Here is a 20,331-nt window from a genome sequence, read left to right as displayed (position 1 = left end):
CTCACTCCGTCCCGATGCCGCCGATGCGCTCACCCGTCGCGGCGTCCAGGACGTGCAGGGCGCCCCACATCGGCACGTACACCCTGCCGCCCCGGACCCAGAGGGCCGTCATCATGGTGAGGGAGCGGGTCTCGGGCATGGGCACGTCCCAGACCACGGCGCCGGTGCGCAGGTCGCGCCGGATGAGGTACGCGCCGCCCTTCTCCAGCTCATAGACGACGTACACGGCGTCCTGGGTGATCTCCCCCACCTCCGGCGCGGTGTCCCGCAGGAGGAGCGGGTCCTTCTCCGACACGGTGTCGTGCCACAGCGGCTTGCGGTTGCCCGGCGCGTACAGCGCCACCAGGGGCACCTGCGTCCCCGGCCAGCGCGTGCCCAGCGCCAGCGTGTAGCCGCCCGTGCGGAAGAGGTACTTGGTGGAGAAGCCCCGGATGTCGGAGGGCGGGTAGCTGGAGCGCTCGCAGGAGGTGGGGTGCTCCGCCGGCCGGCTCATGTTGCACGTCTGCGGGCTCAGGGGCGGCGTGGCGCAGCCCTTCGGCGCCCGGGGCGCGGGCTTCGCCGTGGCGGTGCGCGTGTCGAAGAGCAGGTGCTGGTGGTCCACCACCTCCACCCAGACGGACGTCGTGTCCCCGGGCGGGATGCACAGCCGGCGCGGCGAGTCCGTCAGCGGCACGCGCCCCAGCCGCTTGCCGGTCTCCAGCTCCAGCAGGTTCACCGTGCGCTGCTCGCTCATCACCAGGTGGCCGTTCTGGGCGATGACCTTCGTGTGGCGGGAGGCGTCCGGCCCCTCCGAGGGCGACGACTCCCAGAGCTTCTGGAACGTCCGGCCGTCGAACGCGGCGATGAAGTGCTGGACGCCGGAGGCGCCCTCGTGCCGGCTCACGTGGCCGACGATGTCCTCCGTCCCGTCGCCGTTGACGTCCACGAACGCGGGCGCGCCCCGCTCCGCCCACTGGAGGCGCTCGGGTCCGGGCTTGGGGGGCTCGGGTGGAGGCCCGGGGACGACCGGTGGCGCGACGGAGCGGGGGACGGCGGCGGGAGGTGGGGTGGGACGGGGCCTGGGTTCATCCGGGCCCCCCTTGAGGAGGGCGACCGCCGCGCCCACGCCGCCCATGACGACCATCGCCGCGACGCCCGCCACCACCATCAGGGCCTGCCGGTTCGCCTGGGCGGGGGGCGGCGGGCCAGGCCGCGCCGGGTGTGGGCCGTCCAGGTCGAAGGCGTGGCCGCAGTAGCCGCAGACGTAGTGCGTCTTCGCGGCCTGGGGCGTGAAGGGCGCGTTGCAGTGGGGACAGCGCGAAGCTCTGGGGACGGGCCGGGCCATGACTCCGGGTGTAGCACCCCGCGCGCGCGAGGGGTTGAAACACGAAAGCCCCCTTCCTTCCCGCGAGGGGAGGAAGAGGGCTTGCGCGCTCACGCCGGTGTCAGGCGACGGCTACGGCACCGTGGCCTTCACGGAGACGCCCGAGTACGCGGAGTAGCCGCGCACGGAGACGTACCAGGTGCCGGACGCCGGGGCGGTGATGGTGCAGGTCTCCGCGTTGCCGCTGAGGTACGGGCGGCAGTTGTACGCGGTGGTGGTGGGCTGCGAGCCCTGGCGCACGTAGAGGTCCGCGTCACCCGTGCCGCCGGACTGCTCCACCGTCAGGGTCGTGGAGCCCGCGGGGACGGTGATGGCGTAGTGCTTCCAGGTGCCGGAGGAGCCGGAGAGGTTGGTCTGGCTCAGCAGCGTCTGCGTCGGCTGCTGCGGGGCGTTGATGGTGCTGTCGATCCAACTGGCGAAGGACGACACGCGGCCGTACATGCCCGCGTACGCCGGGTCGGCGCAGCCGTAGCCCCAGCTCACGATGCCCGCGAGCACGCGGGTGCTGCCCTTGAGGACGGTGAGGGGACCGCCGCTGTCACCCTGGCAGGAGTCCTTGCCCGGGGCCGTGGCGCCCAACTGGTCCGCGGTGATGGTCTCCTGGCCCTGGTAGTCCGCCTGCGCGTCGGCGTTGCTGATGACGTTCACGTCCACCGTCTGGAGCGTGGTGGGCAGCGAGGAGGAGCCGCTGGACAGCGTGCCCCAGCCCGTGACGCGCGCCACGGCGCCGACGCCGCCCACGCCCGCCGCCTCGTCCGCCGCGGTGACGATGGGGATGGCCTTCACGTTCGCGCCGCTCAGGTCCAGCGGCGAGGACAGCTTGAGGAGCGCCGCGTCCTTGCCGTAGTTGGCGTCCACGTAGCCCGGGTACACGACCACCTGGGACACGGTGCGGACCTGCCCGCCGGTGGTGGTGGTGCGGTTGGTGACGCCCGCCACGATGCGGCCCGGCTTGGAGATGGAGCCGCCCGAGTTCACGCAGTGCTGCGCGGTGAGGATCCAGTTCTCGTTGATGACGGAGCCGCCGCAGAAGTGGCTGCCGCCGCTGCTCTGCAGCGACACCTGCCAGGGGTTCGCCTCGATGGTGGTCGCCGTGCCGCCGACGATCTCCTGGGTGGTGGCGGCGGGAGCCGGCGTCTCCGGCTGGGCCTGCTTCTCCTCCGTGGTCTGGGGACCGCAACCGACGACCAGCAGCGACACCGCGCTGGCGGCGGTCCAGCGACGCACCATCTGAGCCGAAATCATGTGAAACCCGTTTTGATTGGTAAATATGAAGCGACGGGATTCTTGAGGAGTCCAGGACTCTTTGTAAATACCCCGCCTGCGATTTGTTGTAACTGGATGACTACTGTGATGGAGTTGGCGTGACGCGGCTATCCGGCGACGAAGGTGAAGCCCGAGGACACCTCCAGGCGGTAGCCGGGGTCCTCGAAGACCACCCGGGTGCCGGTGCCCTCCAGCATGTCCCGCACGTGGCTGACGTGGACGCGCAAGGCGTTGTCGTGCAGGCGCGGGTCGTAGGCCGCGTTCCACATGGCGCGCACGCAGTCCTCCTTCGACAGGATGCTCCCTGGCTGGCGTGCCAGCGCGTAGAGCAGCCTCCGCGGCAGGGCGCGCCGCTCCAGGGAGACGGTCTTCCCCGGGGCTCGCAGCTCATGACGGCGGGCGTCCAGCACCACCGCCTCCGGCGCTTCCGGGAGGGAGTCTGCCTTCGCGGCGGATGCGAGCGGCCGGGTCAGCTCCGCCATCAGCTCGGGGTCCAGCCCGCCCGCGGTCGCCGCGTGGGTGGCGTCCTCCAGGGCCTGCGCGGCCTCGCGGGCGCGGCCCGCGTGCCGGTGGAGCGTGGCGCGGGCCAGGTGCCCCAGCGTGTGCTCCAGCGCGAAGTCGTCACCTCGGGCCAGGGGCTCCAGCGCGGTGAGCAGCGCCGTGGCGCGCGGGGCGTCCCCGCTCCGGGCGGCGGCGAGGGCGGCGAGGGCGCGCTGGCGGGCGGCGATGCCAGGGCGCACCTCCCGGGGCTCCACGGTGATGGGCGGTGCGTCCGGCCCCGGCACGTCCAGCGTGCGCGCCACCCGGGCGGCCCGCATCAGCCCCACCACGCCGCGCGAGCGGACCTCCTCCTCCACCGCGTCCAGTTGGGCCCTTCCTTCCGCGCGCCGGCCCAGCTCCAGCAGCATGCGGCCCGCGCCCACGCGGCACAGCAGCCGGACGAAGAGGTAGCCCGCCCTCTCCGCGCGGCCCTCCGTCTCCCGCAGCGCCGCGAGCGCCGCGCCGCGCTGCCCTGACTCCGCGCGCACCCACGCCGCGATGCAGTCCAGCTCCAGCGCGAGGCGGGGGGCGCCCAACTGGCCCAGGCGCTCCCGGGCGCTGGCGAGCGCGGCGTCCGCCTCCGTGAAGCGGCCCAGCCGGCTGAGGATGCCCGCGGACATGGCGGCCACCAGGGGGCCTCGCGAGTCGAGCGGCGCGTCCTCCAGCAATGACACGCACTGGGCCAGGGGCTCCGCCAGCTCGCTGTCGCGGCCTTCAATCCAGAGCATCAGCGCGCGGGCGTAGGCGCACCAGCCCAGCACGCGCCGGTCCCCGGTCGCGGCGGCGGCGTTGTCCAGCATGGCCAGGGACTCATCCAGCCGCCCCTGGAAGAAGCGCAGCGCGGTCCAGGCCAGCAGTTGCTGGAGGAAGACCTCCGCGCTGCTCGGCACCGGCATGGCCTCCAGCGTGCGCTCGCAGGCCTCCGGCTCCAGCGCGAAGAGGGCCACCCGCACCAGCACGGCGCCCACGCCCTCGCGCAGGGCCTCGTTCGACTCCGGCTCCGGCGCGCCGGCGGCGGCCTCCAGCGAGGCGCGCAGGGCGAGCAGCTCCGGGTAGGCCCGGCGCAAATCCAGCAGCCGCACCCGCGCGCGCGCATGGGCCAGCTTCACCTGGGGCGTGCGCAGCCCGGCGGGCAGCGAGTCCAGCAGGCCCAGCAGCTCGTCCGCGGCGCCGTGGCGCACCAGGGCTTCCGCCTGGGCGACGATGAAGGCCGCGCGCGCTTCGTGCCGGCCGAGCGCCTGGAGGTGGCGGCACACCGCGCGCACCCGGACCACGGCGGGCAGGGGCTCCCGCTCCAGGACCTCCAGCAGCGCCTCGTGGCCGGCGCGCGCCTCGTCCGGCGACAGCAGGGACACCATCGCCTCGCGCACCAGGTCGTGCACGCCGTGCCGGCCCCGCGAGTCCGTCTCCACCAGCAGCTTCGCGCCCAACCGGCGCGGCGCCGGGTCCGCCGCGTCGCCGGACAGCACCGGCCCCAGCGCGCTCGCGGTGAGCGGCAGTTGGCTCAAGGCCAGCATCGCGCACAGCCGCCGCTCGTCCGCGGGCAGCGCCGCGAGCGCCGCTCGCACGGGTTCGTCCCCGCCCGTGTCGCCCGCGTGGGCGCGGCGCAGGAGGAAGGGCAGGCCCCGCGAGCGGCCCCACGCCGCGTCGAAGCCGTCGCGCTCGCCGTAGAGCGCGTCCAGCTCCCGCCACAGCTCCTTCGCGGCCTCCTCCGACAGGCCCTCCAGCCGCAGCTCCACCCGGTCCGGGCTGGCCGCGTGCCGGGGCACCGACTCGCGCGAGGTGGCCAGCAGCGTGCCCTGCCGCAGCCGCCCGCCCAGGTCCTCCACCAGCGCGGCGCGCTCCGGCGGCCCGAGCACGTGCAGGTCGTCCAGCACGCACAGGGCGCGGCGCGCCTCCAGCTCCGCCGCCAGCGCCTCCAGCCGGGACGCGTCCGACAGGGCCTGGGCCACGGGCGCTTCGCTCAGCAGGCGGCGCACGTCGTCCACCACCGTGTCCAGCGTGTCCCCGGGGCGCACGCGCCGGTGCACGACGGGGCCCCGGTGCTTCGCGGCCACCGCCGCCACCAGCGCGGACTTGCCCGCGCCGGGCAGCCCGTAGACGACGCCCGTGCGCACGCGCTTCAGCATGTCCCCCAGCCGGCGTACCTCGTGGGCTCGGCCCACGAAGACCGCCGGCGGTCCCAGTCCCGGAGCGGATGGCGTGCGCATGGCGCGCAGCAGTGTACGACCATCCAGGCCCCGTCCGTCACGGGTGCCTCAGGTGTCGTCCAGGCTGAGCGCGCGCAGGTGGCTGACGTCTCCCCAGGTCACCATGCGCAGGGCCCCCTCGTGGAGGTCGAACTGGTTCCAGCCCGCGTTGAGGACGGAGAAGGCGCGCGGCGCCGAGGGCGGGATGCCCAGGCAGTGGCGCAACAGGGCGCTGAGCAGGCCGCCATGGGTGACCACCACGACGCGGGCCCCCGGGTGGCGCGCGCCCAGCTCCTCCAGGCAGTGCAGCGCCAGCCGCAGGCGCTGGGAGGCGCTCTCCCCTTCGGGTACCACGTAGTCGGCGTGGCCCTCCGAGTACGCGGCGAAGACGTCCGGGTGGCGCTGGCCGGCCTCCGCGCGCGTCAGCCCTTCGAGCACGCCCAGCGCGCGCTCCCGCAGGCGCGCGTCCCGCTGGACGTCGTGGCCCGTCCGGGCCGCGATGCGGGAGGCCGTCTGCACCGCGCGGTCCAGGTCGCTGCTGTAGAGGGCCTGGAAGGGATGGGCGGCCAGCCGCGCCGCGAGCGCCTCCGCCTGCCGCAGCCCCTCACGGCTGAGCATGCTGTTCAGGTGCCCCTGCAACCGCCCCAGGGCGTTCCACTCCGTCTCCCCGTGCCGGAGCAGGATGAATTCGGTCGTCATGGCCCCAGCGTGGCGGGCGGACCTGGGCGGAGCAAGGCGCGCGAAGTGTCAGCCCGGCGCCGCGGCCCCCTGCCTGAAGGGGCCGGCTATGCCCCTCATGCGCGGGAGGGGTGTCACGGCGTTGAAACAATACCCCGTCCGGCGTGAGGGGCCGCGCGCACTCCGTGGCGGGGGGCGGCGGGGACCTGTCTGGACGTCGGCCCCGGGGGACGGGGTGTTCGCCCGGTGGCCCACGCTTCCCCAGAATCCTGGTTCTACAGCACTCTCGGACAGCTTCAGCCTCACTGGACGCGCGTCCACTTTGTTCAGGGCTTCGAGTCTGGGCGTGCCCTTCGCACTGCGTATGCGGGGGGACGGCGGATCTCCCGTGCACGCCGGGCTTCAGGGGGTGAGTGAGATGAAACACGGTCAGGGTCTGGAAGCGATGAGCCTGGAGTTGGGGGTTCGGGAAACCCCGGAGCATGCGCCGCGGAGGACCCACCGCTTCGGCTGGCTGCGGATGCTGGGCGTGGACGCGGTCCTCATCGCCGGCTCGCTGGTCGCCGCCACGATGCTGCACTTCGCGGACGGGCTGTCGCCGGCCTGCAGGGCTGTCCTGCCCCGGGCCGTGGCGCTCCTGGTCGCGGTGCGCCTGGTGACGCTCGTCTGGTTGGGGCTGCACCGCTGGTCCTTCCACCGCTCCGGCATCCACGAGGCGGTCCGGCTGGAGCTGGCCAGCCTCGCGGGCACCATCGTGTTCGAGCTGCTGCGCGCCATCTTCTTCATGGAGTCGCTGCCGGGGCAGGTGGTCGCGCTGGAGTTCTTCATCACCACCACGCTCCTGGGCTTTCACCGCTTCGCGCCGCGCATGGCCCGGCAGTGGTACCTGGACCGGCAGCGCGCGAAGGCGCAGGGCTCCCAGCGCACGCTCATCGTGGGCGCGGGCAGCGCCGGGGACCTGCTCCTGCGCGACCTGCTGAGGGACCGCAAGAGCCCGTGGCACGTCATCGGGCTGGTGGATGACGACCCGGGCAAGCAGGGCACCTTCCTCAACGGCAAGCCGGTGCTCGGCGTGCTGGACGCGCTGCCGGAGTTGATGCGCAAGCACCGGGTGACGCAGGTGCTCATCGCCATCCCCCGGCTGTCCCCGGAGCGCACCCGGCACCTCTTGAGCCTGTGCCGGCACCAGAGCGTCAGCTTCAAGATCATCCCGGCCTCGTTCGCCTACCTGGACCAGAAGATCACCGCCGCCATGCTGCACGACCTGGCCCCGGAGCACCTGCTGCCCCGGGACGCCATCTCGTTCGACCATCAGGAGGTGCACCGGCTGGTGACGGGCCGCCGCATCCTCGTCACCGGCGGCGCGGGCTCCATCGGCAGTGAAATCGTCCGACAGGTCGCGGGGCACTCGCCCGCGTCGCTGGTGGTGGTGGACATCAACGAGAACGAACTCTACCTGCTGGTGCGCCAGCTCCAGGCGCGCTACCCGCACGTGCCGGTGCACTCCGTGGTGGCGGACATCCGCGACCTGGACCGGATGTTGCGCATTGGCCAGGAGTTCGCGCCGCAGTACGTCTTCCACGCGGCCGCGCACAAGCACGTGCCCCTGATGGAGGACGCGCCGGAGGAGGCCATCAAGAACAACGTCTTTGGCACGCAGAACGTGGCGCGCATGGCGGACGCGTGCGGCGCGGAGCGCTTCATCCTCATCTCCACCGACAAGGCGGTGAAGCCCTCGTCGGTGATGGGGGCCTCCAAGCGGCTGGCGGAGATGGTCATCCGGGACATCGCCGTGACGTCGCGCACCACCTTCTGCGCCGTCCGCTTCGGCAACGTGCTGGGGTCCGCGGGCAGCGTGGTGCCGCTCTTCAAGCAGCAGATCCAAGCGGGCGGCCCCGTCACGGTCACCCACCCGGACTGCACCCGCTACTTCATGATCATCCCGGAGGCGGTGGGCCTGGTGGTGCTGGCCGGCCTGGGCGGCTACGGCGAGCTGTGCATCCTGGACATGGGCGCGCCGGTCCGCATCGCGGAGCTGGCCGCGAACATGATCACCATGACGGGCCTGGTGCCGGACAAGGACATCGCCATCGTCTACACGGGGCTGCGCCCCGGGGAGAAGCTGGAGGAGGTGCTCATGTCCGAGGAGGAGGAGCTCACCCAGCAGGTGCGCAACCGCATCAAGGTGGCGAAGAGCCCCGCGCCGCCCGCGGACTTCCAGATCCAGCTCAAGCGCCTGGACCGCGCGGCCCGCGCCGGTGACTCCCACGACGTGAAGCGCGCCCTCCAGGAGCTCATCCCCGCGTACACCCCGTCGAAGATGCCGGCGACGGTGGCGAAGGTGCTGCCCGTCTTCGCCCCCGTGAAGCCGTCCGCGGCGGAGCAGAACGTCAGCGCCTGAACCCCACGCGGCCCCGGCCGTCCACGCGAAGCCCCGGTCTCCCGTGCCCCCTTCCGGGCGGGAGGCCGGGGCCCTTCGTCAGGGGCGGAGAGGCGAGCGGTAGGCCGGAAAGAAGCCGCTGGCGGCGCGGCCCTCCGACAGCGTGGCGTACACCGCCGCGTCGCAGACGATTTCGTGCGTGTGGATGCGCCCGCTGGCGTTGGAGAAGCCGCGCTTGAAGTCCTCCAGGCCGTCCCCCGGCGTGAGCCCGCCCCCCAGGTGGAGCGGGAGCCCCAGCCGCTGGCTCAGGGAGATCATCTCCCCGAAGACGTTCTTCGCCGGGGAGCGCCCCAGGTGCGCGTCCGCCGTGCCGCCCAGGTAGTAGTGCAGGAGCCCGTCACTGCGGACCACCAGGGCCGCGGACGCGACCGTCCCGTCCGGCGCGCGCGCCGTCGCGAGCCAGGCCTCCGGGGACGCGAACAGCTCCTCGAAGTACGTGTCGGAGAAGAAGTACCGGTGGCACGCCTGGTCCCGCACCATGGTCTGCCGGTACACGTCGCGAAACCCCGCGCGCTCCTCGGGGGGCGCGTCCCGGGCCGCGCACACCGTGCTCACGAACCCCAGCCGGACGTTTCGCCGCATGTGCCGGCGGTGCATCTCCCGGGGTGTGAGCAGGCGGCAAGGGTCCACGAAGAAGACCTCGTTGCGCGCCGTGCCTCCCGTGAAACAGTGCGGTCCCTGAACCCGCTCCCTCACGAAGATGCTGACCAGCTCCGTGCTCCGCCAATCCACGGCAGGTGCAGGCACCTCGCTCAACCCGTTCAGCTCACCGCCCGGAAAGCCATAGGGAGAGATGGCGTCGCGATACGGAGTCCCCTCAATCGCTCGCACGATGAGTGGCACGTGTAACATCCCGCCTGTATCGTTTTTGACGACCAGCGTATGGGTGACCTGCTCGGCGCGTAGGTGATGCCCGGAGCGGAAGTACTGCCCGGAGAGCGCCGAGGCTCCCGCGTCGGGAACCAGCATGGCGCTCGCCTGCCCTGCCCTCGTCATACATCCCCCACCCCTGATGACACACATGCCGGCTCAGGCGGACAGGCCCACGGGGCGCCGGTCTGAAGACTCACGGACAGTCATCATTTTCTTTTTGTCTAATCACAAAGGAATTACGTGTGCCGCCAAATGCTTTTGGCGTCCTGTGAACGCACTCCGGCGTTCCCACAACAGGGTAGCCCAACGGCCTGCCGGCTGGAGCTACCCCACAGGACCCCCCTGATGTTGGAACCTCGTCGCAACTCTGGTCGTGCCCTGTCGTCCCTGTTGTCGCTTGCCCTGCTGGTGGGTGGTGCCTGCGGCCCCAACCCCGAGCAGGACGCGGCCAGCACGGCCAGTCCCAACGGAGACAACACCCCGGACAGCACCGACATCCCCGCCCCTGGCGAGGAGGAGACGCTCGCTCCCTCTTCCCCCGAGGAGATCGCGGCGGCCCCCTCCGAGCCGGGGAGCGAGGCTGCTCCCTCCACCCCGGAGGCGGACGCCCCTGCCTCCGCGGAAGTGCCCGCGCCCTCCACTGGAGAGGAGGGGCTCGGCTCGAACGCCCAGGCCGCCGTCAGCCTGCGCACCGTCGCGGGTTGGGAGACGCTCTTCCTGAACCGCTGGAATTCGGAGCACACCTCCAGCTTCCTGCCCATGAGCAAGTCGCTGGATAGCTGGCAGTTCTACAACCTGGCCTACGGCATCGACGGCAACACCGCGATGTATCGCGCCACGGGCAAGACGCAGTACATGGACCGGGCGCTGCTGTATGTGAACAACGTGGTCAACAACGCGAAGGTGTCCTCTTCGCTGCCCCGCAGCCAGTTCAAGGACAGCTACATGGGCTGGGCGTCCGCCCGCTCGGACACGCTGGGCCAGGAGGTCCCCCTGTTCGAGAGCTACTGCTGGCGCTACGTGACGCGCATGCTGCGCACCATCCGTGAGACGCCCGCGCTCTACGGCAACGCCACGTACAAGGCGCAGTACGACAAGCTGCTGGCGTTCACCGAGCGGAACATGTTCGAGAAGTGGCTCAAGCGCGGCGCGAACAGCTACATCTACCGCGTCAACACGCACATGGCGTCGCACTGGGCGTACATCTCCATGGACCTGTCCATGATGACGACGGACGCCACGAAGAAGGCGCAGTACCTGACCGTCTTCAACAACATCAACCGTGACATGCCGAACAACACCTCGTCGCTGCGCGGTCAGTTGATGACCAGCCCGGTGAACGCCAACGCGTACTTCTGGGCCGCCGAGTGGGGCTCCAAGAAGCGTCCGGGCCAGGACGTGGCGCACGGCAACGGCGTGATGGCCTACCTCGTGGAAGCCCACGACGCGGGCATGGAGTGGACGGACGCGGACATGCGCAAGTTCGTGGTCACCCTGAACAACGTCATCTGGCCGTCCGCCAAGAAGTACGCCAACTACGTGGACGGCACGGGCAGCGGCACGGGCTGGTTCAATGACGGCCTGATGAAGCTGGGCCGCTACAACGCCACCCTCCAGCAGCGTCTGGAGACCCACACCGTGGGCAACAACACGCAGTACTACGGCAACGGCGCGCTCAACGCGAAGCTGCTGGGCGCGGGTTCGGCGCTCTAGTCCGAATTCCACGATGCGGAACAGACACCCCCTCCTCCCGCCCGAGCGCGCGGGAGGAGGGAGTGTGCGAACGCTCCAGGCAATGCCGGGGTTGCGTATGCCCGGTCCTGCCTGGAGTCTTCGCATGTCCTCCCGCATCTACCTGTCCTCGCCCCACCTGGGCACGCTCGAGCGCGGCTACGTCGATGACGCGTTCGCGAGCAACTGGATTGCCCCCCTGGGGCCCCATGTCGATGCCTTCCAGGAGGAGTTCGCCCGGTGCGTGGGCACGCCGCACGCGCTGGCGCTGAGCTCCGGGACGGCCGCGCTCCACCTGGCGCTCCAACTGGTGGGCGTGGGGCCCGGCGACGACGTGCTGGTGAGCACGCTCACCTTCTCCGCGTCGGTGAACCCCATCCGCTACCTGGGCGCCAGCCCCGTCTTCATCGACAGCGAGCGCACGTCCTGGAACATGGACCCCGCGCTGCTGGAGGAGGAGCTGGCGATGCGGGCCCGCCTGGGCCGGCTGCCCCGCGCCGTGGTGGTGGTGCACCTGTACGGCCAGAGCGCGGACCTGGAGCCGCTGATGGCCGCCTGCGACCGCTACGGCGTGCCGGTGGTGGAGGACGCGGCGGAGGCCCTGGGCAGCACCTACAAGGGGCGGGCCCCCGGCACGGTGGGCCGCGTGGGCATCTATTCGTTCAACGGCAACAAGATCCTCACCACGTCCGGCGGCGGGATGCTGGTGTCCGCGGACGGGGAGCTGGTGCGGCACGCCCTCAAGCTGGCCACGCAGGCGCGCGACGCGGCGCCGCACTACCAGCACTCGGAGATTGGCTACAACTACCGGATGAGCAACGTGCTGGCCGCCATCGGGCGGGGGCAGTTGCACGTGCTGGAGGACCGGGTGGCCGCGCGCCGCGCGAACCACGCCTTCTACGCGGAGGCCTTCCGGGACCTGCCGGGCATCGACTTCATGCCGGAGGCCCCGTGGGGCCGACACACGCGCTGGCTGACGACGCTCACCATCGACCCGGAGGCGTTCGGCGCGGACCGGGAGGCGGTGCGCACCGCGCTGGAGCGGGAGGACATCGAGGCGCGGCCGGTGTGGAAGCCCATGCACCTGCAGCCCGTCTTCGCGGGCTTCGCGCGGCGGCGGGGCAGCGTGGCGGAGGACCTGTTCCGCCACGGCCTGTGCCTGCCGTCCGGCTCCAACCTCACGCGCCGGGAGCTCGAGCGGGTGGTGGAGGTGGTCCGCGCCGTTCCCCGGCGACAGGGGCTGCGGACGGCGGGCTGACGGGGGCCTGCTCCTGCTGCCGGAGCGCCATGACCCTGGCCTCCGGCTGCGGGGTGCCCATGAACTTGTGCATGGTGGCCTCGCTCGCGAAGGAGATGCCCTGGCGCTGCAGCACGCGCACCACCGTGAGCAGCAGCACCTTCAGGTCCAGCGCCAGGCTCCAGTGGTCCACGTACCAGACGTCCTGGCGGAAGCGCTCCTCCCAGGAGAGCGCGTTGCGGCCGTTGACCTGCGCCCAGCCGGTGATGCCGGGCAGCACGTCGTGGCGCCGCGCCTGCTCCGCGGAGTAGCGCGGCAGGTACTCCACGAGCAGCGGGCGGGGCCCCACGAGGCTCATGTCGCCCCGGAGCACGTTCCACAACTGCGGCAGCTCGTCCAGGCTGGTGGAGCGCAAGAGCCGCCCGGCCCAGGTGAGGCGCTGCTCGTCCGGCAGCGCCTGGCCGTTCGCGTCCGTGGCCTCCAGCATCGTGCGGAACTTGAGGACGGTGAAGAGCTGGCCGTGCTTCCCCGGGCGCCGCTGCCGGAAGAGGACGGGGCCCCCCAGGGTCAGGCGGACGAACAGTCCCGTGGCGGCCATCACCGGGGAAAGGCATAGCAATCCCAGACCCGCCGCCACCACGTCGATGCACCGCTTGAGGAACAACCCGGTTCCTGCCTGTCTTTGCATGGGGACGCCGCTCCTTGAAGCCAAAGACGCTAGAAGTCCTCCCGGCCCGCCACCACGACCCCTGGGACTCAGCCCGCTGTCGGCTCCCGTGCATCCACGGGGCCCGGTGGGACGGCCTGGAGCGCCTGCGCGGGCTCCGGGGCGGTCAGCCGCCGCCAGACGCGCGTCGTCAGCCAGACGCTGCATGTCAGCTCCGACACCCACCCCAGCCCCAGGGCCCAGGCGGCCCCCACCGGGCCCACGCGCGGCACCCACACCGCGCTGCCCAGGGCGACCACGGCCACGGAGACGACGAGCAGCACCACCTGTCCCTTGAGCTCGCGCGCCGCGGTGAGGCCCACCGCCAGGCTCAAGCAGACGTACTCCAGCGCCGCGGCCCCCATCAGCCAGACGAACAGCGTGAGGTTCCTGGCGTAGGCGGCCCCGTAGAAGAGCGTCAGCGCCCACCGGCCGAGCAGCGCCGCGCCGGCGATGGCGCACAGGCCCACCACCGCGGACGCCGCCGTGAAGCCCGCCAGCGCCCTGCCGTAGCGGCGCGCGTCCCTCGCCGCGTGGTAGCGGCCCAGCCGGGGGCTGACGGCCTGCCCCAGCGAGTGCACCACCCGGCCGCCCAGCGCGGCGAAGTACGCGAGCGCGGCGTACATGCCCAGCTCCGCCTGGCCCGCGTGCGCCTCCAGGAGGTAGCGGGGGATGTTGGGCCTCAGCGCCGCCAGCAGGGCAGTGAGGCCCAGCACCCAGCACAGCAGGAAGAGGGCCTTGAGCCGCCTTCCCTCCGTGCGCCACGGCGTGCGCCAGAGGGTGCTCCAGGAGCGCATGCCGGGGAACTCGCGCTGGAGCGCCCTGGCGTCGAAGAAGAAGAGGACGATGGCCCAGGCGAAGGCCAGGGCCGCCGCGCCGGCGATGGGGCTGTGCGTGAGCCACAGCGCCAGCGGCACCAGCACCACGGACAGCACGCTCTTGGCGATGGTGGACCGGGCGATGAGCCCCAGCCGCTCCGCCTTCTGGAGCGCGCCGTAGAAGACCTCGCTTACCGCCTCGAAGCCCTTGGCCAGCGCCACCAGCGCGATGACCCAGGCCGCGTGGAGGGAGTCCGCCATCGCCGTGGCGATGGCGCAGCACACCGCCACGCCCGCCACGACGTTGAGCACCATCAGGCCCAGGTAGTGCTCGAAGCCGAAGGTGCTCCTGGCGTCCGTGGCCTGGAGCGTGCGCAGTTGCATGCGGGCCATCAGCAGCACCGGGGCGGTGATGGCCAGGGCGAGCGCGAACTGGCCCACCTCTTCCATGGTGGCCAGCCGCGCGAAGGCCACCAGGACGCCCCACTGCGCGAGGGCGTAGACGAGCCCGGCGGAGAGCGACCAGATGAAGTTGCTCCCCACCGAGCGCGCGGTCATGACCGTGCCGCCGCCGCGCGCTGCAGGACCTCTGACAGCCGCCGGGCCGCGATGTCCGCGGAGTAGCGCTCCCGGCCCAGCTTCCCGGCCAGCGCGCCGGCCTCCGCCAGCCAGCGCGGGTCGCGCAGCCGTCTGGCCAGCATGGCCGCCGCGGCGGGGATGTCCCTGGGCGGCAGCCTGAGGCCGAAGGCCTCCCGGTCCAGCAGCTCCGCCTGCCAGCCGCCGTAGTTGAGCGCCAGCGGACGGCCCGCGGCGAGCGCGTCGAAGAACTTGTTGGCGGAGTTGTCCTGCATGCCCGGCACGTCCGTGAACAGCGACGTGGCGATGGTGGCGGCGTTCAGCACCGCGGGCACCTGCTCCTTGGGCACGCTGGGCAGGAAGAAGAGGTTCTGGTCCTTCACCCCCAGCCGCTCCGCCAGCGAGTGCAGCATGGCCTCTTCACGGCCCTTGCCCATGATGACGAAGCGGACCTCCGGGTCCAGCTTCCGCATCTCCGCGGCCACCCGCACCAGGTACTCCACGCCGTTCACCAGCCCCAGCGTGCCCGCGTACAGCACCAGGGGCCTGTCCCCCAGCCACGCGTACTTCTGGCGGAACGCCTGGCCCGCGGACGCCGGCACCTGGAAGCGCTCCGGGTCGCAGAGGTTGGGGATGATGGTGATCTTCTCCGGCGGCACGCCCGCCGCCTCCACGCCCGCCTTCATGCCCGGCGACAGCGCGACGATGTGCTCCGCGCCCGCGTACGCGGCCTTCTCCAGGAGCTGCGCGGCCAGGATGGCGGAGCGGCTCTTGAGCGCGCCCACCGCGATGGGGATGGCGGGCCACAGGTCGCGCACCTCGAAGACCATGGGCCGCTTGTTCCACCGCGACGCGGCGATGCCCGGCACCGCGATGGTGAGCGGCGTGCTGGTGGCGAAGAAGACGTCCGCGGGCAGTTGCGCGGCGCGCCGCGTGGAGTTGACCGCGAAGTGGCTGAAGGCCCGGATGCGGTCCGGGTAGCTCATGGCGTTGCTGTAGGGCACCGGCAGCCAGTGCACCTGGATGCCGCTCTCGTTGGACTCGCGCCAGCCCTTGCCCGGGCGGACGTCCGTGCGGGTGTCGGACGTCACCATGTGGACCTCGTGGCCCATGGAGACCAGGCGCCGCGCGAGCTCATAGGAGCGCGTCCCCCCGTGCATGGTGGGGGTGTTGAAGTACTGATGCAGGTAGACGATGCGCATGTCAGACGGCTCCTGTGAATGAAGGTTGGGGAAGGGGCGTGCCCGACTGCGCGGGCTGGCGTCCGGGGACCGCGGTCGCGGAGGCCATCACCATCAAGAGGAAGAGGGCGCGGCTGTCGTAGAGGTCGCCGCTGGCCTGGCTGCCCAGGAGCACCAGCACCGCCGCGCCCACGGTGGCGCCGTCCAGGCCCTGGCGCCGCAGGAGCGCCGAGCGCGCGAAGGTGGCGAGCACGGTCGCGAGCAGCAGCAGCCCCACGACGCCGCCCTCGCAGAAGACCTCCAGGAAGAGGTTGTGCGGGTAGACGCCCAGGCGCAGCGCGGGGAACGCCGCGAGCCCCGCCCCCGCCACCGGGTAGTCCTCGCCCAACTGGAGCGCCCTCGCGTAGAGGATCTCCCGCCCGGACAGGTACACCTTGCCGTCGTTGCTGCTGGCGCCGCCCGCGCCCGCCTCGTAGTTGAGGGTGAGGCGCAGGAAGCGCTCCTGCACGGAGTTGCTCAGCGCCTCCCCCAGCGGGGAGAACATGGCCACCGCGGTGATGGCGGCGGTCGCCAGCAGCAGCAGCAGCAGCAGCCGGCGCAGCGGCACGCGCCCCACCACGAGGCAGGTGATGATGCCCGCGGTGATGGCGGCGGAGCCGCCGCGCGACCCCGTGAGCAGCGCCAGCACGACGCCGGTGGCGGCCACCGGAATCCAGAACCACGCCTGGCCCTTCCAGTACCAGAAGTAGAGCGCCCCGATGGCGAGCAGCCCCATGAGCCGCGCGAAGATGTTGGGCCCGCCGCCCATCACCGCGAGCCGCGCGCCCGCGCCGCCCCCCAGCAGTTGCTTGACGCCGGTGAGCGCGAGCAGCGCCGTGGCCGCGACGACGGCGGCCCAGAACGCGTCCAGCACCCGGGGCGCGGGCTGGCGCAAGCAGGCCAGCGCGAAGCCCACGCACATCATCCCCACCAGCAGGAGGTCGCAGACCTTGGTCAGGGAGAAGAGCGGGTCGGGCGACCAGGCGGTGCTGGCGCACATGTAGCCCAGGAAGCCCAGCAGGGCGGCGATGAGCGGCGGGTCGAACCGCGCCTCGCCGGGGCGCGCGTCGCGGCGGGCGCGGTGCAAAAGCCCCACGGAGGCGAGCAGCGTCCCGCACAGGACGATCCACAGCCGCAGCTCCAGGATGAGGTTCGTGTCCACCTCCTCGTTGACGGCGAGGCCCAGCCGGTGGAAGCCCCAGCGGCCCGCGAGCACGTAGAGCGCCGCGATGAAGCCCAGTCCTGTGCAGCTCAGCCAGCTCACGGCGTCGTCCTCCCGGCAGGGCTTCAGCCCGCGGACGGGTATTCGTATTGGTAGACGCCGCTCACCGCGCGGCCCGTCCGGGAGCGCGGCACGCCGTTGAGGACCACGCCCCGGGCCGGGACGCCGCTCTGCTCCAGTTGGTGCAGCGCGGTGGCCACCTCGCGCAGGGACTGGGTCGCCGCGCGCACCACGGCCAGCCGCACGCCCGCGTGCCGGCCCACCAGCGCCGCGTCCGTCACCGCGAGGATGCAGGGCGTGTCGAAGAGGACGACGTCGTACTCGGCCGCCACGCGCGCCACGAACGTGTCGAACGCCGCGCCGGCCAGCAGCTCCGCCGGGTCCGGCGGGAGCGCGCCCGCGCCCAGGAACGACAGGCCGGGCGCGGCCTCCTGGAGCAGGGCCTGCTCCAGCGTCGCGGTGCCCCGCAGCACCTCGTGGAGGCCGGGGACACGCGCCTCGCGGAAGCACCGGTGCAGCCAGCCGCCGCGCAGGTTCGCGTCCACCAGCAGCACGCGCTGGCCGGTCTCCGCCAGCAGCCACGCCAGGTTGAGGGTGATGAAGGACGTCCCGGCGCCGGGGCCCGTGCCGGTGAGGGTGACGACGTGGCTGCCCGCCTCCTTCATGGCCCGCTGGAGCCGGGTCCGCAGGCCGCGCACGCATTCGATGGTGACGTCCCGGGGGACGCTGCGCGCCAGGACGATGGAGGGGCCGCGCGGGGACGCCGCGCGGCGGGGGCCGGTGGGGATGCTGGCGAGGACGGGCACCGCGAGCGCGGACTCCAGGGCCGCGGGGTCGGTGACGCCCGGTTGCAGCGACCGCCGCGCGAAGGCCAGCGCGACGCCGGACACCAGCCCCAGCACCAGGCTGACCGCGAACACGTCCTGCTTCGCGGGGCGCACGGGCAGGCGCGTCACCACGGGCGCGTCGATGATGCGCGCGTTGGTGATGGTGCTCGACTTGAGCACCCGGTACTCCTGGGCCTTGTTGTTCAGTTGGAGGTACAGCTCGTTGGCCACCTTCACGTCGCGCGTGAGCTGGGCGGACACCCGCTCCGCGTCCGGCAGCCCCTTGAGCCGGGTGTCCAGCGCGCTGCGCTCCGTGCGCAGGCGGGCCAGCTTGCGCTCCATGGCCACGAGCAGCGGGTGGTGCTCGGTGAAGCGCTGCCGGAGCTCCGAGCGCTCCAGCGCGAGCGTGGAGAGGTCCTTGTCCAGGTCCACGCTCCGGTTGAGCACGGCCTGCGCCTCCAGCCCCAGGTCCACGCCGCCCTTGCCGGCGCGGTAGTCGCGCAGCGCGGCCTCCGCCTGCTCCAGGCTCTGGCGCAGCCCGGGGAGCTGGCTGTCCAGGAACGACAGCGTGCGGCCCGCCTCGTCGCTGCGGCGCTCCACGTTGGAGCGCACGTACGTGTCCGCGATGTTCTGGAGCAGGGTGGTGGCCAGCACCGGGTCGGGCGCGTCCAGGGTCAGGTTGAGCACGCCCGTGCCGGCGCCCTTCTCCCCCATGCGCAGCGCGCGCTGCAGCTCCTCCACCACCGCGAGCTTCGAGCGGCGCGTCACCTGGAAGCGCGTCCCCGGCCGGGCGTGCAGCGCGGTGACGAGCAGCTCCACCTCATGGGCCGCGCCAGCCTCCGTCCGGGCGTCGGTGCCCACGGCGCCGTGGAGCACCACGCCCCCCTCGGGGCCCCGCAGCGTGTACGCGCCGTCCGCGTCCGCCACGAGCGTGAGCGGCAGGTCCTCCCACTCCGTGGGCACGTTCAGCCGCTCCACCTGGAGCTTCTCTCCGCCCCAGGCGAAGGAGGCCCCGCCCCACCACGGCACCGGCGCCAGGTCCGGCCCCGCGTGCGCCCGGGCGCGGGCCGCGCCCACCAGCGGGAAGTAGCGGGGCCGCACGCTCACGCCCAGGTTCAGCGCGTCCGCCACGCGCCCCAGCAGCGCCCTGGAGCCCAGGACCTCCATCTCCGGGGCCGCCAGGCTGGGCGCGTCTGGAATCAGCGCGTCCAACTGGCCCAGGCTGCTGCCCTTCTGCTCGATGCGCAGGATGGCGTTGGCCCGGTACACCGGCGCCGCGGTGAGGAAGTACAGCCCGCCCACGGCCAGGGCAAGGGCGACGCACGCCGCGATGGTGCCGCGGCGCTCCCCCAGGATGGCCAGGTATCGACCCAATCCCAGCTCATCGTCCTGCGTGCCGGGGCCGGGGCGGGGCGGCGTCACGCGTTCAGGGGGGCTCGTCATGGGTTGTTGATGATGATGGTTCTGTCTCCGATATCCACTGCCTGCCAGAGCAGCTGAACTGTTGGCTGGATTTGCTGGATGATGCGATTCCAACGTGTCAGGTCGTGCGCGGAGACGAAGATGACGTCGCGCGGTTGCAATTGGAAATGTGTCGCCAGGAGCAGCGCGTCCGGCGACTTCGCGTCCAGCTTGAAGATGTAGGGCCGCTCGAAGCTGCCGCGGATGACATAGACGCGGCCCGGGTTGGACGTGAGCGGGTCGAAGCCCTCGCTGTCGCCAATGGCCTCCGCCAGCGTCATCCGGCCCTTCACCATCACGCGCGAGGAGGGCCTGCGGACTTCTCCCAGCACGAAGACCTTGTTGCGGCTGCGGTCCGCCACGTTGAGGATGTCGCCGTCCTGGAGCAGCCAGTTCTGGCTCACGTCCCCCTGTTCGTAGAGGGCCTGCAGGTCGAGCGTGAAGGTGGTGCCGCCCCGGCTGAGGGTGACGGTGCGCAGGTCCGCCTCCGGGCCGAAGCCCTTCGCCTGGGCGATGGCGTCCTGCACGCGCAGGGGCACGTCGGTGACGGGCAGGGTGCCGGGGGCCACCACCTCGCCCGTCACCTGGACCTTCTGGCCGCGGAAGCCCACCACGCGCACGTCCAGTTGGGGCTTCTCGATGACGCTCGCCAGCCGCTGCGTGAGCAGCTCGCGGATCTCCCGCAGCGTCTTGCCCGCGACGGGGATGAGGCCCACGTGGGGGTAGAACATGGTGCCGTCCGCCGCCACGGGGTTGCCCACGGTCTCTGCGGGGCGGAACTCGCCAGCGGGGATGGTGAGCTCCGGGTGGTCCCAGACGATGACGCTCAGCACGTCGTGCGGCGTCACCCGGTAGTCATAGTCGGTGGCCACCTGCGCCAGCGGATCCACCAGGGGCGCGGGCCGCGCCTGCCTGCGCTCCTCCAGTTGGTGGCTGATGAGGGACGCGTCGATGGGGATGATGTCGTAGGCGCCGTCCGCGCCAGCGTCTGCCTTTCCCTCGTAACGCTCCCGGAAGGCGTCCTCGTCCATATGCATTCCCGGGCCCCAGGCGCATGCGCTCAGGCAAGACACCGCGGCCAATAACAGGACGTGTTTCATGGGCGGGCAATCTTCCGGATGAAGCTTGCGAGCGTAAGCCCGAACAATTCCAAATGTCTGGAAGCCGTTATGCCCCGCTGGTGA

Annotated in this window: 14 protein-coding genes; 3 read left to right on the top strand and 11 right to left on the bottom strand. The window is 72.0% G+C overall.

Annotated features, from left to right (window positions below; all coding sequences use genetic code 11):
* Position 1 precedes the first annotated feature (1 nt).
* The 4 genes from K8612_RS18890 to K8612_RS18875 all read right to left on the bottom strand — a co-directional run bounded on the left by K8612_RS18890 (position 2) and on the right by K8612_RS18875 (position 6,057).
* Positions 2–1,324 (bottom strand): hypothetical protein, encoded by a 1,323-nt coding sequence (locus tag K8612_RS18890; RefSeq protein ID WP_223763288.1) that lies wholly within the window; start codon positions 1,322–1,324, stop codon positions 2–4.
* A 111-nt stretch (positions 1,325–1,435) separates the two neighbouring features.
* Positions 1,436–2,593, bottom strand: coding sequence for a trypsin-like serine protease (locus K8612_RS18885; RefSeq protein WP_304503936.1), 1,158 nt, complete (start codon positions 2,591–2,593; stop codon positions 1,436–1,438).
* Between the two features lie 143 nt (positions 2,594–2,736).
* Positions 2,737–5,379 (bottom strand): AAA family ATPase, encoded by a 2,643-nt coding sequence (locus K8612_RS18880; protein WP_223763287.1) that lies wholly within the window; start codon positions 5,377–5,379, stop codon positions 2,737–2,739.
* Positions 5,380–5,427: 48 nt separating this feature from the next.
* On the bottom strand, positions 5,428–6,057 hold the full coding sequence (locus K8612_RS18875) for a histidine phosphatase family protein (protein WP_223738968.1): 630 nt from the start codon (positions 6,055–6,057) through the stop codon (positions 5,428–5,430).
* Positions 6,058–6,454: 397 nt separating this feature from the next.
* Between K8612_RS18875 and K8612_RS18870 the strand changes: the two genes are divergently transcribed.
* On the top strand, positions 6,455–8,437 hold the full coding sequence (locus K8612_RS18870) for a nucleoside-diphosphate sugar epimerase/dehydratase (RefSeq protein WP_223738969.1): 1,983 nt from the start codon (positions 6,455–6,457) through the stop codon (positions 8,435–8,437).
* A gap of 78 nt (positions 8,438–8,515) precedes the next feature.
* Here the strand turns inward: K8612_RS18870 and K8612_RS18865 are convergent, their stop codons facing one another.
* Positions 8,516–9,073, bottom strand: coding sequence for a GNAT family N-acetyltransferase (locus K8612_RS18865; protein ID WP_223763333.1), 558 nt, complete (start codon positions 9,071–9,073; stop codon positions 8,516–8,518).
* 621 nt (positions 9,074–9,694) lie between these two features.
* On the opposite strand from K8612_RS18865, the gene K8612_RS18860 reads away from it, so the two are divergent.
* Both K8612_RS18860 and K8612_RS18855 read left to right on the top strand, forming a co-directional pair.
* A complete protein-coding gene (locus K8612_RS18860) occupies positions 9,695–11,062 on the top strand; it encodes a hypothetical protein (protein WP_223763286.1) in 1,368 nt (455 codons plus the stop codon).
* A gap of 124 nt (positions 11,063–11,186) precedes the next feature.
* Positions 11,187–12,338, top strand: a complete 1,152-nt coding sequence (locus tag K8612_RS18855; protein ID WP_223763285.1) for an aminotransferase class I/II-fold pyridoxal phosphate-dependent enzyme — start codon at positions 11,187–11,189, stop codon at positions 12,336–12,338.
* On the opposite strand, the gene K8612_RS18850 is transcribed toward K8612_RS18855, so the two are convergent.
* From K8612_RS18850 to K8612_RS18825, 6 genes are all read right to left on the bottom strand, one after another.
* Entirely contained in the window at positions 12,259–13,005 is a 747-nt protein-coding gene (locus K8612_RS18850) for a sugar transferase (RefSeq protein ID WP_304503937.1), read from the bottom strand. The genes K8612_RS18855 and K8612_RS18850 overlap by 80 nt on opposite strands.
* A 68-nt stretch (positions 13,006–13,073) precedes the next feature.
* Positions 13,074–14,399, bottom strand: coding sequence for a lipopolysaccharide biosynthesis protein (locus K8612_RS18845; RefSeq protein ID WP_223763284.1), 1,326 nt, complete (start codon positions 14,397–14,399; stop codon positions 13,074–13,076).
* Positions 14,396–15,619 (bottom strand): glycosyltransferase family 4 protein, encoded by a 1,224-nt coding sequence (locus K8612_RS18840; RefSeq protein WP_223738974.1) that lies wholly within the window; start codon positions 15,617–15,619, stop codon positions 14,396–14,398. The genes K8612_RS18845 and K8612_RS18840 overlap by 4 nt, the downstream gene beginning before the upstream one ends.
* 1 nt (position 15,620) lies before the next feature.
* Complete coding sequence (locus K8612_RS18835) at positions 15,621–16,901, bottom strand: O-antigen ligase family protein (protein WP_223763283.1); 1,281 nt, start codon at positions 16,899–16,901, stop codon at positions 15,621–15,623.
* A gap of 23 nt (positions 16,902–16,924) precedes the next feature.
* A complete protein-coding gene (locus tag K8612_RS18830; protein WP_223763282.1) occupies positions 16,925–19,129 on the bottom strand; it encodes a polysaccharide biosynthesis tyrosine autokinase in 2,205 nt (734 codons plus the stop codon).
* A complete protein-coding gene (locus K8612_RS18825) occupies positions 19,126–20,247 on the bottom strand; it encodes a polysaccharide export protein (protein WP_223763281.1) in 1,122 nt (373 codons plus the stop codon). The genes K8612_RS18830 and K8612_RS18825 overlap by 4 nt, the downstream gene beginning before the upstream one ends.
* Positions 20,248–20,331: the final 84 nt, after the last annotated feature.

This window comes from Corallococcus sp. AS-1-6, from assembly GCF_020037015.1.
Lineage (GTDB): Bacteria > Myxococcota > Myxococcia > Myxococcales > Myxococcaceae > Corallococcus.
The sequence above is the reverse complement of the archived record's forward strand: the minus strand, read 5'-3'. Positions and strand labels throughout refer to the sequence as shown.